The organism is Peribacillus muralis (assembly GCF_001645685.2).
In the GTDB taxonomy this organism is placed as follows: domain Bacteria; phylum Bacillota; class Bacilli; order Bacillales; family DSM-1321; genus Peribacillus; species Peribacillus muralis_A.
Window position 1 is genome coordinate 2373460 of record NZ_CP017080.1, and the last position, 15054, is coordinate 2388513.

General features: G+C 42.5%; 14 protein-coding genes. 1 reads left to right on the forward strand and 13 read right to left on the reverse strand.

From position 1 onward, the window contains the following. Positions 1–78: 78 nt before the first annotated feature. Both ABE28_RS11550 and ABE28_RS11555 read right to left on the reverse strand, forming a co-directional pair. Positions 79–1251, reverse strand: a complete 1173-nt coding sequence (locus tag ABE28_RS11550) for a UxaA family hydrolase (protein WP_064465071.1) — start codon at positions 1249–1251, stop codon at positions 79–81. Continuing rightward, positions 1241–1549 carry a UxaA family hydrolase gene (locus ABE28_RS11555; RefSeq protein ID WP_373921328.1) on the reverse strand — a complete coding sequence of 103 codons (309 nt, stop codon included), beginning with the start codon at positions 1547–1549 and terminating at the stop codon, positions 1241–1243. Before ABE28_RS11555 ends, ABE28_RS11550 begins: the two co-directional genes overlap by 11 nt. A 413-nt stretch (positions 1550–1962) precedes the next feature. On the opposite strand from ABE28_RS11555, the gene ABE28_RS11560 reads away from it, so the two are divergent. Then, positions 1963–2667 carry a FadR/GntR family transcriptional regulator gene (locus ABE28_RS11560; protein WP_064465070.1) on the forward strand — a complete coding sequence of 235 codons (705 nt, stop codon included), beginning with the start codon at positions 1963–1965 and terminating at the stop codon, positions 2665–2667. 257 nt (positions 2668–2924) lie between these two features. Here ABE28_RS11560 and ABE28_RS11565 read toward each other — a convergent pair whose 3' ends face one another. From ABE28_RS11565 to ABE28_RS11615, 11 genes are all read right to left on the reverse strand, one after another. Then, positions 2925–4295 carry a catalase gene (locus tag ABE28_RS11565; protein WP_064465322.1) on the reverse strand — a complete coding sequence of 457 codons (1371 nt, stop codon included), beginning with the start codon at positions 4293–4295 and terminating at the stop codon, positions 2925–2927. Positions 4296–4715: 420 nt separating this feature from the next. Then, positions 4716–6044: a 6-phospho-beta-glucosidase gene (locus tag ABE28_RS11570; RefSeq protein WP_064465069.1), complete on the reverse strand. Its 1329-nt coding sequence runs from the start codon at positions 6042–6044 to the stop codon at positions 4716–4718. Further along, positions 6041–6376, reverse strand: coding sequence for a PTS sugar transporter subunit IIA (locus ABE28_RS11575; protein WP_064465068.1), 336 nt, complete (start codon positions 6374–6376; stop codon positions 6041–6043). Before ABE28_RS11575 ends, ABE28_RS11570 begins: the two co-directional genes overlap by 4 nt. Next, the gene (locus tag ABE28_RS11580; RefSeq protein WP_064465067.1) at positions 6336–7277 is read right to left on the reverse strand and encodes an ROK family protein; all 942 of its coding nucleotides are present in this window, start codon (positions 7275–7277) and stop codon (positions 6336–6338) included. Before ABE28_RS11580 ends, ABE28_RS11575 begins: the two co-directional genes overlap by 41 nt. Before the next feature lie 22 nt (positions 7278–7299). After that, the gene (locus tag ABE28_RS11585; RefSeq protein ID WP_064465066.1) at positions 7300–7533 is read right to left on the reverse strand and encodes a hypothetical protein; all 234 of its coding nucleotides are present in this window, start codon (positions 7531–7533) and stop codon (positions 7300–7302) included. A 12-nt stretch (positions 7534–7545) separates the two neighbouring features. After that, positions 7546–8892, reverse strand: coding sequence for a PTS sugar transporter subunit IIC (locus ABE28_RS11590; RefSeq protein WP_064465065.1), 1347 nt, complete (start codon positions 8890–8892; stop codon positions 7546–7548). A gap of 35 nt (positions 8893–8927) precedes the next feature. Then, positions 8928–9230 carry a PTS sugar transporter subunit IIB gene (locus ABE28_RS11595; RefSeq protein WP_064465064.1) on the reverse strand — a complete coding sequence of 101 codons (303 nt, stop codon included), beginning with the start codon at positions 9228–9230 and terminating at the stop codon, positions 8928–8930. 3 nt (positions 9231–9233) lie between these two features. After that, a complete protein-coding gene (locus ABE28_RS11600; protein ID WP_064465063.1) occupies positions 9234–10703 on the reverse strand; it encodes a glycoside hydrolase family 1 protein in 1470 nt (489 codons plus the stop codon). A 124-nt stretch (positions 10704–10827) separates the two neighbouring features. Then, complete coding sequence (locus ABE28_RS11605) at positions 10828–11544, reverse strand: MurR/RpiR family transcriptional regulator (RefSeq protein ID WP_064465062.1); 717 nt, start codon at positions 11542–11544, stop codon at positions 10828–10830. Between the two features lie 411 nt (positions 11545–11955). Beyond that, complete coding sequence (locus tag ABE28_RS11610; RefSeq protein WP_064465321.1) at positions 11956–12663, reverse strand: DNA alkylation repair protein; 708 nt, start codon at positions 12661–12663, stop codon at positions 11956–11958. Positions 12664–12931: 268 nt separating this feature from the next. Beyond that, positions 12932–15052 (reverse strand): amylo-alpha-1,6-glucosidase, encoded by a 2121-nt coding sequence (locus ABE28_RS11615; protein WP_064465061.1) that lies wholly within the window; start codon positions 15050–15052, stop codon positions 12932–12934. Between the last annotated feature and the right edge of the window lie 2 nt (positions 15053–15054).

Here is a 15054-nt window from a genome sequence, read left to right on the forward strand (position 1 = left end):
ATTCAAGCCCCCTCTTCCTCCAAATTTATTTCAGCAATGGATGTAAACTTGCTTCGGTATTTTACTTATTATTCTGAATTAAAAAGTCGGACCTATTCTCCATATCCCAAAGTCGTGTTGCTTTAGTATTTCAGCCTTCGTCAACTTGCCTGAGCTTACTAAACCAATCTCATGTAAAATTCTTTTCCCGACCTCTTCAACCGTCTCTTTTCCTTCTATTATCGTCCCCGCATTCAAGTCCATATTATCGCCCATCTTCTCGAACATAGAGGTATTTGTAGAGATCTTTATAACGGGGGCTATCGGCGACCCTGTTGGAGTGCCTCTTCCTGTCGTGAACAATACGACTTGGGCCCCGCCTGCAACCATTCCCGTTAGCTGCTCTATATCATGGCCTGGCGTATCCATCCACACTAAGCCTTTCACTTTCGGCTCTTCTGCATAATCAATCAATTCATTTAAAATGCTTTTCCCCGATTTATTTGCTGCTCCCAAAGACTTTTCTTCTAATGAACTTAACCCACCCGCAATATTACCGGGACTCGGGTTACCTGTTCTAATGTCGACCCCCATTTTAATCGAACGGTTTTCCATAGCATGAATGACTTCATATACCCGTTTGGCGACCTGATCATTTGCCGCTCTTTTTGCAAGTAAATGTTCCGCTCCAATTAATTCTGTTGTTTCAGCTAAAATTGAAGTTCCACCTAATTCAACGATCATATCGCTAACTGAGCCAACAGCAGGATTAGCTGATAAGCCTGAGCAAGCATCCGACCCCCCACATTCTGTACCAATAATTAACTCGCTAAAATTGCACCACTCTTTCATTTGAGTAGATGCTTCTTGAACTAATTTTGCTGCAGCTTTAGCACCTTCAGCAATGGTCGACAATGTTCCTCCATGATCTTGAATAGAAATACTCTCCACAGGTTTTCCGCATTTAGCAATCTCCGTAGCTACGCTTCTAGCTTGGTGAGTTTCACATCCTAGCCCTAAAACTATTACACCATAGACATTTGGATTTTTTCCTAATCCTACATAGGTTCGGAAGGTTTGTTCATAATCCACACCAACCTGTGCACAACCATGCTGATGAATGAAAGTAACCGTTCCCTGGACAAGTTCTGTTATACGCTGGGCTGTTTGGGTTGCACAAGTAATCGTTGGCAAGATTAATACATGATTACGAACACCTACTTTACCATCAGGACGGCGATAACCTAAAAATTCCCCTTCATTATTTTTCAACTTTGTCACCTCTTCCTCTTATACCTTCAAGATTGTGAACATGAACATGCTCTCCTTCTTCAATATCCTTCGTTGCCTTACCAATTATTTCTCCGTACTTTAGTATCTCATCACCTTTTTTAATTGGACGTACTGCAAATTTATGACCAAATAATATTTGCTCCTTTAATGTAATTCTTAATGACAGATCGTTGGGAACATTCACAATCACATTACTTTTTGGAGGGACATCCTGCAGAGTAACCGCAACGTTATCAATGGATTTCATCATTAAAGTTCGAAAGGTTTGTTCAATCAAAATGATATTTCCTTTCTTTTTTCATATTTTATAAATCCTAATAGAATAATTAATAATTGGTGGGGTGGTAGTACCAGGAAAATGTTTAAATAGCCTCAAAACCTCCTTTTCCTATAACATCTTAAAAACATGTTTCTAACTAAATTAAACGCTTTCATTTTCAGTATCATAAAAAAGGCGTGGTAGTACCAGATACAATTGAAATTTTACCATGAGGTTAATTAGAATTCAATATATTTATAATTTTCTGTAAATTACATTAATACAAACGCTAACCTTAAAAATATGTCTATTCTTATATAGGGAGATATTTTATAGTTCATACAATGCTTCTCATATTATTTAATTTTCAAAATATTAGTGGTATATTGGTAGTCTTCAATCAAATAAGAATTCTCTTTAAGGTGGTATTTATGGTAAAGATTAATCCTATTAAAAAAACTACAGTTACGGAGCAAGTGATGGAGCAGATAGCCTCATGGATTACTTCAAATGAGCTAAAACCAGGAGAAAAATTGCCAAACGAGCGGCTTTTAGCGGAAGAATTTGGAGTAAATAGAGGAAGGGTGAGAGAGTCATTACGAGCGCTTGCACTAATTGGCCTCATCACAATCAAACCAGGAGAAGGAAGTTATGTAAGTGAACATGAATCACCCATTCCAGCTGAAACAATTGTATGGATGTATTACAAAGAAATTGATAACTTTGAAGATATCTTTGCAGCACGTAAATTAATTGAATCTGAAGTATTACTCGAGGCTTCTCAACATTTAACAGATAATGATATAGATAACCTCGAAGAGATTTTACAAAACTTATATAATTTATCAGTTATAGAAAAAAATAATTATGCATTCCAAGAGCTTATAGATAAATTTGATTTACATATAGGACTATGTAGCAACAATAAAATATACAGTAAACTTATGCAAACAATCATTCACCTTCGTCATGATTCAATGTTAAAGATCCTTAATGTGCCGGGCGCTTGGGAAAACAGCATTGAATGGCGGACTAGATTTGTCCATGCCATAAAAGACCGGAATATGGAAATGGTAAAAAAAGCGATTGATTTCAACTTTATGAGAGCAAAACTATTTTATGGTAAGGTAGATTAACAGTGGAAAAGCCATGAATTTTTCAACTATAGTTTTTATGTTTCACCTTTCGTAAGAGTAGCTGTTATCTATTATGCCAGTTGCATCGGCAAGAGCTCGTCATTAAACAACTGGAAAAGAGCCTAAAAGCAGATGAGCAAAAAATTTCCATTTTAATGAGAAGGAACCTGAACAAAGAACGATAAAATGAGGTGCTATTATCTATAATAGCACCCCTTCCCTGTTCCGATTGCCATTAAGCACATTTGAATGAATGTTTAGTGCTTGTGCTGCATCTCCATTTGCTGATTTATCCGTTGCGCCAGTTCCTCTGAGGCATTCTTCAAATAGCTAAGGACAATGCTACGGGTTTCATTGGCTATGCCGGCTAGATCGGCAGCAAGGTTATTTACTAGATGTTCCTGTCCTTTGGCAGAAAGAGCCTGATAATATTCACCTGCCTGGGTGTAGTCATCCTTTTTAAACAAATCAGATCGTTCGAGGTTTCCTTGTACATATCTTCCTTCACCACTTGTTACAAGCTCAGCCGGAGACCAATTGTGTTGTTGATTGACGGGAACCGAGCGAAAATCAGGACCAATCCTCCGACGCTGCGAATCAAAATAAATATTGGCGCGTCCTTGAAGCATTTTATCGTCAGATAGTTCTGCACCTTCCAATAGATTGGTGGGTGAAAAGGCCACTTTTTCCACCTGCTCCATAAAGTTATCTGGATTTCGATTCAACACCATTCGCCCAACCGGCATCAAAGGGAATTGTTGTTCGTTCCAGACCTTGGTATCATCCAGTGGATCAAAGGGAAGGCTGGCTTCATCTTCAGGCTTCATGAGCTGCACATAAAGCCCATATTCAACCGTATTGCCCTCTGCTATCGTATCGTATAAATCCTTTCCTGCAACATCCGGGTTCTCGCTCATCCAACGGGTGGCTTCTTTGCTGTCGATATATTGCTCTCCCGATAGTGGAACCCATTGGTACTTCACATAATGGCGAATGCCCTGCGCATTTCTCCAGACGTAGGTATTGACACTGTGGCCAGGAATGTGGCGGAGGCTTTTTACCGTGCCTGCGTCTGAAAAAAGGCGGACCACGAAATGAGTGGATTCAGGGGCTCTGGCGACAAAGCTCCAAAACCGCTCCGGATCGATCAAATTGTTTTTCGGCGAGGGCAAAAAAGCCTTGATCGATTCAGGGAAGCGGACGGCATCCCGCACGGAAAACACGGGAATATGGTTGAATACCAAATCAAAAATACCCTCCTCAGTATAAAATTTTGTTGAGAATCCACGCACGTTGCGGGATGTATCCGGAGTCCCCTTCGTGCTTACGGCAAGCGAAAATCTTACCATGACGGGAACTTGCTGCCCTGGGGTTTGCAGGAAACTGAGTTTGGTATATTCGGTCATGGAATGAATCGTCTCAAAATATCCAAAAGCTCCATAGCCCTTTACGTGCACCGGTCTTTCTATGATTTTTTCATGGACGAAAGTTTCAAGTGTTTCATGCAATATACTGTCCTGCTCCAGAACCGGCCCACGTTCACCTACCGTCTGCGAATGATAGGCTGCCGGTATATCACCTTCCCAAGGCAAAGAAGGGCTATAGCCTTGGGAAGGACCGTCATTCATTCCCTGGATGTATGGTCTAGGGGAAGCTATTTCCTTTTTCAGTATTTTTGGTTTCGCTACTTGATCAGTGTTATCGCTTTTTAGATACTCGTCATGCTTTTGGACTTTTCGCTCTTCAGGGGGAGAGCTTTTCAATACGGTTTTGCTTTGCGGCTTGTTATTGGATAAAGGAGTTTTTCCTTCCAATTGATACCATCCGTTGTTTTCTTCCATACTTTTACCTCCCGTGTTCGCAGGTCACTTCTCTCATTATCTATGTATGCCTCGATGGAATTATGACATTGCACTATATGGAGACAAAGGCTGCCATGCATATTGGGGAGAGTGAATGTTAGGAGGGGGATTGACAAAAACAAGACCCTTGCTTAATCAACAAGGGCCTTGTTTTCCATCGAACTAACAATGTGTCTTCGTCTTTGATCAGGATTTCACTTCATTAAAAAATTGCGGCAGGTCATCTTTATGAGCTTCGAGCATTTCATCCAATATTTTTTTGGCAATGGTGTCCGATGGAACGAGCGGATTAATCGTCATCGCTACCAATGCTGTTTGATAATCCCCAGTCACCGCCGCTTCTGCAGCCACTCTCTCAAAAGATTTAATTTGCTGGACCAGTCCACGAACCGCTACAGGGAGGTCGCCAATTGCAATCGGTCTTGGTCCCTCCTTCGTAATCACACAATTGATTTCAATGGCTGATTCATCCGGAATGCTTGCAATGGCACCATTATTCCTTGTATTGACCGGCTGAATGTCCCGCTTATCATTATAAATCGAGTCGATGAGGCTGCACGCGGCTTCGCTGTAATACGCTCCGCCGCGCTTTTCCAATTGAGGCGGCTTTATATTCAGTTCCGGATCTTTGTACAATTCGAATAAGTCCTTTTCCAGTTGCTGAACGACTTCGGCCCGCGTTCCTTTTGTGGCTGAAGACTCCTTTTCCTCAGCAAGCATTTCATCTGTCTTGAAATAATAACGGTGGTATCCACATGGGATAAGGCCGATTCCTTTAATGAAATCACGATCCCAGGCAAAGCCCGCGATATTATTCATCGTCATTTCATTTTGCGGATTTCCAAGTGCCGTTATCACTTCTTCCTTCACGCTTTTTCCGTCCAGATACACATCAAGACCGAATACCATATGATTCAATCCGGCAAAATCGACCTGGACCCTGCTGGCATCAACATCCAGTGCCTTGGCGATGCCCATTTTCATCCCGATCGGGACGTTGCATAAGCCGACAACCTTCTTGATGGGACTATATCTTAAGACAGCCTCGGTAACCATTCCTGCAGGATTGGTAAAGTTGACAAGCCAGGCGTCGGGACATAGCTCCTCCATATCTTTGCAGATTTCAAGGATCACCGGTATCGTCCTAAGTCCTTTGAAAAGACCTCCTGGTCCATTCGTCTCCTGCCCGATTACATCGTATTTCAATGGGATCCTTTCATCCTTAGCTCTTGCGTCAAGGAGGCCGACCCGGAATTGTGTCGTGACGAAATCCGCATCCTTCAATGCTTCGCGCCGGTTCAGGGTCAAATGAATGTCAATGGGCAGACCGGCCTTTTCCACCATCCTTTTCGCAAGATTTCCTACAATGTTCAGCTTGTCCTTTCCTTTGTTTATATCAACAAGCCAGATTTCACGTACTGGAAGCTCGTCATACCGTTTGATGAAGCCTTCGATCAATTCAGGTGTATAGCTGGAACCCCCGCCAATCGTCACGATTTTTATACCATTTTTCAAAACGACACCCCACCATTTTTATTTTGTCTCATTTCACGATACATTTTAATCATTTCAGTAACTAGGTCACTTACCGTCTCTGCACTCATCATTTGATCTTCTGCATGCATAAGCAGCAGTGAAAATTCCACTTTTTGTCCAGAGGCCTCCTGCTGGATGAGACCCGAATGGGCATGGTGGCCTTCCAGCATATAAGTCCGCGAATCTTTCAGCTTTTCCTCGGCCTCATCATACCTGCCATCCCTTGCTTCATATAAAGCCTCCATAATCAAGCTTTTTGCTGTCCCTACATTACTGATAATCTGAAACGCTACCGCTTCCATCCCTTCCATGACTATTCCTTCCTTCCTGCACGTATGTTTGGTGATGGTGATACAGGGCACCGATCATGCCTGCATCATTGTTCCATTCACATGCTTCAATGCAATCGCCCTTTATATATCCATTTAACGATGTGACCCGCCTTCTGAGCTCAGGAATCAGTTCTTCCCTTACGCTTACGGCTCCGCCAATCAAGATTTTGCTTGGATTAAAGAGGAAATACAAATTATGTATTCCGATTGCAAGACTATCATAAAATCGTTCAACTTCTAAAAGAGCGATAGAATCTCCAGCTTCATAGGCTTGGAAAATATTCAGGCCTGTCAAATCGGCTGCCTGAAGCCCCTTTCGTGCGGCATAACGCTCCCTTATGCCTGTAATGGAACCATTCCAGCTCAATGTATTCTTTAAAGCTGCTCCACTTTTGGCACCGTGGGTGATCATATAACCAAATTCACCGGCCCCAAATGAAACACCACGGTATAATTGGTCATTAATGAAAATCGCTCCACCAACACCGGTACCCACTGTCATGCAGAGAAAGTGCTGATGATCCTTTGCTTTGCCTTTCCATTTCTCAGCAAGAGCGACACAATTCACATCATTTTCGACTGTGACTGGAAGCTTCGTCACTTCTTCCAAATAATTCTTAATATTGAAGCCATCAAAATCCTTGATGGCTCCTCCCAATTCGATAAACCCAGTCTCATTATTTACAAACCCGGGGGCGCTGAGGGCGATCCCACCCAAGCTTGGAAAAAGGGAAACCTTAGCCAAGATAGCTTGAAGGATGGCTTCCCCGCTGTTACGAACCGTTGTGAATATCCCTTTTTCCAATATGTCCCCGGATTCCGTCAATAAGCCGTATTTTATTTCCGTTCCCCCTATGTCAAAGGCTAAGTAGTTGGACATGAGCTGCTCCCCCCGTAACTCTCTACATATTTTTGATGGTAAAGTATAGCCCAGGGCCAAACTTCGATAACTGAAAAACCTGTTTAAGGTGCTTCACGGCTTCCTCGATATCGAGTGGGGTCTTGGCTTCGAAAACCGCTTGGACCCGATTGGCGGATAAAAGGACAGTCTGGATCTGTTCGTCTTCGTATTGCGAGAAGAAGTCACAAAGATAGGCTATTTGCCCGCAATTCATTTGAATTCGATAAGTGTTCATTCCTTCTCCTTTCTATGCCGGTAAGTCATTATTACTGGATTCTGATGATTGCTGGATGGATGCCGCCTTATTGGAAGCCAGCACGAATGGCAGGTAGACTAGCGTTGATACGGCTAGGCAAATGAGACCAATGAACAGGGCCATCCAGTTCCCGCCTGTTCCGAAGAATGCAATGAGCGGACCAGGGGTCGTCCACGGCACAGCATAGGCAATAGGTGGTATCAGCTTCGTGCTGATGGCGATATAGCCAATCAAGATGTTTACAGCAGGCACCAGGATGAAGGGGAAGATCAAGATTGGATTAAGTACGACGGGCAATCCAAAAATGATCGGTTCGTTGATGTTAAAGATGCCCGGGGCAATGGATAGCTTTCCGATATCACGGTAATCCTGTCTCCTCGATGCAATGAAAATCGCAATGATCAACCCCAAGGTCATGCCAGATCCCCCGTAGTTGGCGAATGCATCATTGATGGCCCACGTGACAGGGTATGGCGCACCCCAAGCCGATCCATGTGCGGCCACATAGTTCAGGTTCTCGAGCCCTGCCTCGGCAAACATTCCTTCTCTGATCGCCGCGATCGTATTGGGACCATGAATTCCGAAAACCCAGAGGAGATTGGACACGATGGCCAAGAGCACCAATGAGAAAATATTCGTCCCCAAGTTTTTCAATGGAGTTTGAATCGCTGCATAAATCAATTCATGTATCCCATTTGGATAGATAGCTAGTATGATTGCATTACCGACTGAGAACAGAACCGTAATGATGACGATGGGAAAAAGAACCTTGAACGTTCTAGCGATGGCCGGCGGTACGGAAGCGGGCATCGTGATTTGCAGGCGCTTCGATCTGGACAATCGACTGAATATCTCACCGACAAGCAAGCCGATGATCATCGCTACGAAGAGTCCTTGGGCGCCAACCCATTGGGTGGAAAGAAAATTGGCCCCGTCCACGACGGTATAAGCAGGATAGACGATGAAAAACGTTGAAAGGGCGGTCAAACCGCATAGAAGATCATCTGCCTTCATGGCTATCGCTATATTCCTGGCAATCAGAAAAACGATGAAAATGGATAAAATGCTAGTTGAACCATTCAATACTGGTGCAAATACTTGCTGGTAATCTGCTAAATTAGGAAATAATTTATTCAAGAACAGCAGTTTAGCAATGAACCCATCCGGAGCCAGCACAGCAAAATTCAAGAGAACAATCAATGAACCTGCCAGTGTGATGGGAAAAGCCAATATAAATGCATCTCGAATCGCGACAATATGCCTTTGCGAGTTCAATTTAGCCGCAACCGGAACAAGGGCTTTTTCCATTACACGCTCAAAACTAGCCATGAATCCCATAATATACCCTCCTGAAATCGTTTTTGTTAGTGCTTTTACCCAATGAGCTTTAAAGCCCGGTCCAGGATTGCGCTTCCGTTCATCGTTCCATATGCTCTCATTTCTATGACCTCTACAGGCACCCTCCCTGCTACAATGGAATCCACCTGCGCTTTTTGATAGCGGACCTGGGGACCCAATAAGACGACGTCCACTTCCTCCGCCGCTTTGGAACATTCAGAAATGGGCAAGGCTACAATATCGATGTCGATGCCCTTTGCTTTCGCCGCATCATTCATTTTATTGACCAGCAAGCTTGTGGACATGCCTGCGGCGCATACCAATAGTATTCTTTTCATCGTTCACTCCTCCTTCGATTTAATAGATTGAATATTCTGTAAATTATTTCCGTTTGTCTCCATCAATTCCTTATACCAATAGAAACTCTTCTTCTTTATCCGTCGAAGATCGTTTTCACTATGCTCATCCCTGTTCACATAAACAAAGCCATAGCGTTTTTTGTACCCATTCAGCCAGCTTAAAATATCCGTGAATGACCACGTACAATACCCGATAAGATCGACTCCGTCACTGATGGCATCCTGACAGGCCAGGATGTGACTTTTTAAATAGTGAATGCGATAATCATCATTCACGATGTCGCCATCGAGAAGCGTGTCATATTCACCTAACCCATTTTCCGTGATGAGGATCGGAAGCCCATATCTGCTGGTCAGCCTGCGAAGACCGATGCGAAGGCCGGTCGGATCGATTTCCCAATCCCAATTCGTCGTATCCAAGTGTGGATTTCGCTTCGATTTAAAAAGACCGGGAATCCCGCTTTCCTCTGAAGTTCCTTTCTTCCCCGTCGTGTTCATGGCCCCCTGTTCAATGCCATCAAGCGGGTTCATTTCAACGGTTCCCGTCCGATAGTAATTGACCCCGATGAAGTCTGGCCTTCCAAACGCAAGGAGTTCCATATCTCCCTCCAGGATTGTCGGTGCGATATCCTCCCGCTCTAAAAATTTCATGCTAATCTTCGGATAGGTCCCCCAGCAATAAACGTCCAGCCACCAATGGTTATTAAGATCCTCGGCATTTTCGGAGGCAAGGATATTATCCGGCTCGCAAGTGTAAGGGTATGTCGGTCCATAGGCAAAACTCGGGCCGATCTTGCCATCAGGTACGAACCTTCTGAATGATTGTATCGCTTTCGCATTTGCCAGGTTAGCAATATGATTGGCTTCATACATCCTTTTGGGATCTTTCACTCCTGGTGGATGCAGCCCTGTCCGGTAGCCTAATCCGATGAATACATTCTGCTCGTTCAAGGTGACCCAATACTTGACCCGTTCCCCAAAGCGTTTGAACAACGTGATGCAATATTCGTTGAAGTCATGGATGATCTCCCTTGACTCCCAGGCACCGTATTCCTCCATTAATGCTTGAGGAACATCCCAATGATAGACGGTCAAAATCGGTTCAATGCCGTGTTTTAATAGTTCATTAATCAGGTCATCGTAATAGTTTAACCCCGCTTCATTGACTTTCCCTTTACCTTCCGGGTAAATCCGGCTCCAGGCTACGGAAAAGCGATATGTTTTCAAGCCCATTTCTGCCATTAAAGCAATGTCTTCCCGATATCGGTGATAGTGATCGACCGCCACATCCCCGTTCGTACCTTCATAAGTCGTTCCAGCCATTTTCGTGTAAACATCCCAGACGGAAGGACCTTTTCCATCCGCTTTCCATCCTCCTTCCACTTGATAGGCCGCCGATGCAGAGCCCCAAAGAAAGTCATCCGGAAAAGGTCGTTTCTTTTTATGAATCATGTCTTCACCTCTTTCTACAAAGAATTGTATCCGCTTTCAACAAGATGGTAAATACCATTCCTCCTTTCTGTTTTTTGTGACGTATATTGTCATGTTTTACAAAAAAGAAACAGGATGTTTCCAATCATTTATAAAGTTCTTTTGCAATTGCCTCCAATAGATACACTACCGGTATTTGCGTCGTTATATTCGATTTGCCGCTATATTCCTCCGTAACGAAATAAGCTATATTCAAATCGGAAATCCTTGCAATCGTGCTGACCTTGTTATTCGTTATGCTGACAATGGTGCTTCCCACTTCTTTTAAACATTTGATAAGATCAATGATTTCCGCTGTTTCTCCAGATACGCTCAAGGCAATCGTCACACTATTGCTGGAATCCTTCGATTGGATCGGGAAGAAAGGATCCTTAATATACAAGGATGATTTCCCAAGGCTCGAAACGTAGCGTGACCCATATTCGGCCATGATGCCAGAGCTGCCGATGCCCAAAAAAATGACGCTTTCTGCCTGGGCTATCAATCTTGCCGTTTCTTGGATATATGATTCGAAGCTTCCCTTTAACGTCCTTTCCACAAACTCGGATAAAGAATGCTGGGTACTCTTAAGCTTGATGTGCTGCTTTTCACTCATATACATTTTAAGCTTCACTTTGAATTCCGAATAACCGGCGCAATCGACCTTCCTGCAAAAACGCAGAACAGTGGAAGTGGAAACATGGTTTTCATCCGCAAGCTCCCTAATCCTCATATAAGCCACCTTCTCGGCATTTTTCGTTATATAACCGTATAAGGAGCATTCCAATTCATTAAAAGATGCAATGGCTTCTCTAGTAAACATATAATATCCCCTTTTCCTTGTCAGTTAATGACTATTGTCTCAAATCAATTCCATACTCGTATGTATATTTCGATTTCTATGCCATTTTTCCTTTTATTACTTTGAATTCAACGTTTATTTGAGAGTTAGCTTCACTGAATGGTGAAATGAAAAAACCAATGCATTGGATGTAAAACGGCAGAAAAATATATGCCTGTCCCTTTCATGAAAAGAGACAGGCATATTTCTTAGAGAAGTTTGTTCATTCAAGCCGACTTTTATAGTACTTTCGAAGATTTATTCAATGTCAGTTTTAGTACATTGCTTTGCGGTGACTAAAGTGCTTGATATGTTTGGTTATTGCCAGCCGCCGCCAGTGCAGTAACTTCAATGAAAAGTACGTCAACATAGATACCAGGTTGCGGAGATATTTTAACATCTTACATATTTGCGTTTGAAACCGAGCCGCCCTCTTTGAATTTCTTTTTCAATACTCTCGGCAGCATTTAAGTAACTGTTTTTCTTCTTGTCCCGTTTAACTTCTACTGTCCCAACTTTCTTTGCGGTGTCGACTGCCTTTTCGTGTAGCGGCAAATACGAAATCCCCACATTGCATAGAAAATTATTCATAGAGGATTTCGTTCGTTCAGGCGAATCATGAATAAGATCTTTCACGAGATCAACCTGATTGGAAATCTTTATATCGGAAAATTCATCGTCTTGGCGATTGCCTAAAAGCCAGCAATAGCAACTCCAGCCCGCTGACATTCTCAGGTCATCGCCGCTTGAAATCCATTTGTCTGCAACATCTTGTGCAAGATCTGATTCTGATAAAGTTACGGCCACCACATAATCGGAAAGCATATAAAAATACGCTCCATCCATCCAACGATTAAAATCCGACTCATTCATGGCTTTTGGGTCTGCAATAATGCCTGCAAAGTACATCGCATCGTAGTTACCTGTGGCATAAAGCTCTTCAGCTAAACGTTGATTTATTTTTATATTCTTTGCAAGTGGCTTCATGGCACCGGTTGCCACACCAAAAAGCGGCTCGTGAGCACCATTGGATATGTACATTTTTTTCGTTCGTTCCTTACCGAGTGCTTCTAGCTCCTGCATAACCGTATTGAAATCCATCATTTTGCACGCCCTTTCTTTAATAGTTCCTGGATAATTGTATACAACTAGCTTTTATTCTCTATCAAGTCTTCAACACCTCTCCATTTTACCATTAGTCTAATAGGAGCACCCTACATCTTCCGTACACAAACAAAGCAGGCAATGAAATTGGTCAAATTACAAAATATTCAATTTAGCAAATTGGTGCCATCATATCTGAATGAAGCAGCTTAAATCCCTCATATTTCAAAATGGCATACAAACTGGAGACACTCTGTTCGTATGATCAACGGTTGCTTCGTTGTAATCCTGAAGAAGAAACAACTTTGTAACCTGTAGTATTTTCATCGATGGAGACAATGGTTTGTGCACCTTCCCTTTTTACTGTAATAGAGAGAATACCTTTACCAATGCGGATTCCTTGCACGTTCAGTTCATTCATATTATCCAGTAGGCAAGGATTTAAGTGGATTTCTTCAGATGGGCTGTCAGGAAATAGTTGAAGTAACGACTGGATGAATGTTAATGGTGTTGCAGCAGCCCAAGCCTGGGGTGAACAGGCAACTGGATATTTCACGGGTTTACCAAGCTCAGATGAATACCCGCAAAATAATTCAGGCAGTCGATCATATTCAAAATGTTCCGCCGCTTGCATTAATCCTTGCATCACTTTATTTGCTTCTTGTTGTTTCCCCGTTTTACTTAATCCGAGGATTATGAGACTGTTATCATGAGGCCAAATGCTTCCATCATGATAACTAATAGGATTATAAGCAGCCTCATCTTCCCCCATGGTGCGTATGCCATAGCCAGAAAACATTTTATCTGATAACAGCATGGTCGCTACCTTATCTGCTTTATCCTCATCCAGCATCTCCGATAATAAAACATGACCTGGGTTTGTTGTGATGGTACCTACCTTTTCTTTGTTTTGATCTAAGGCTATTGCGTAAAAAGAAAGATCATCCATCCAGAACTGCTCATTAAATTTTTCCTTCAGTAGAGCTGCTTCCTCTATTAACAATTTAGCTTCCGAGTGTTTATGGACCGCTTGATACAATGAAGCCATGCCCATTTTCGCTTGATATACATAACCCTGGACTTCTGCAAGGGCGATAGGACTTTTTGCAAATTCTCCGTTTCTATGAACAACAGCGTCAGCGGAATCTTTCCAACCTTGATTGGCAATTCCCTTACTCGATTCTTGATGATATTCGACAAATGAATCTCCATCTCTATCACCGTATTCATTAATCCATGTAAATGCTGCATCAAGGTTAGGCTGCAGGTCATTAAGTAACGTAAAATCGCCTGTCCATTTTACATATTCCGTTAGTAATATGATAAATAAAGGGGTTGCATCAACTGTACCGTAATAGGGAGTAAACGGAATTTGATTTGTATTGGCCAACTCACCATAACGGATTTCATGCATGATTTTCCCTGGCTGCTCATCACGCCATGGATGGTTTTCTTTTCCTTGATAGACAGCCAAAGTCCTTAATGTCCCTTTGGCTACTTCTGGATTGAATGGAAGCATCTGCAAGGCTGTGATTAAACTATCGCGTCCGAACAGAACTCCATACCAAGGTAAGCCAGCTACAGGAAAGGGACCATATCCCACATCGGAAAGTAAAACACGGATATCACTTAACCCTCTGGTAATTAACCGTTGGAGCGTTTCGTGGTCAGTTTTTACTTTTGTCGTACTGCTATTCCATTGTTTGTAGGATGCTCTTAATTCGTGAAATGCCTCCGTCATGGGGAGTATTTCGCTTTCATTCTCTCCTGCGATTTGAGGTCGTATCGTTAGCGCGACCTCCTCTTCTTGTGCATGCTCTAATGTGAAATCGAATGTAATTTCACCTGTCTCCGTTACCTTAGCGGGTTCTCTGTCCCAAGAGATATAAGTTTCTCGGGAAAGATTATCAGAACCTTGATAGGTAAAAATCAAAGACTGATCATTAACCATTTGTCCAGTTCGTTTTCCGACTTTTCCCGTTTGGAAACCACGAACAATGAACATGTCCGTAAAATCAGCATCCACCTCAACCGTGATTGAGAATGAAATACGCTTCGGGGAGTAATTTTTTAACGTAAGTGCCTCATATAAAACTCCATCGTTAATGAAACGCTTTCTCAGGATTTCTATCGATTCTCTCCATAAAATGACTTCTTCATCATTTTCCATATGAGGATTTGTAAGTAAGATCGTTGCCATATAATTTTCATCGGCTTTGGAAGACAATAGAATTGGATCTTCCCCATTAATTTTAATATTGAGTTTATTTAAAAATCTCGTGTCCTTTGCATAAAGACCTAGCCCATACTGGTGTTTTTCCGTGATATTTCCACTTTCATCTGTTAACAAAAACAAATCATTTTCCTTGATTACACGGTATTCCACTT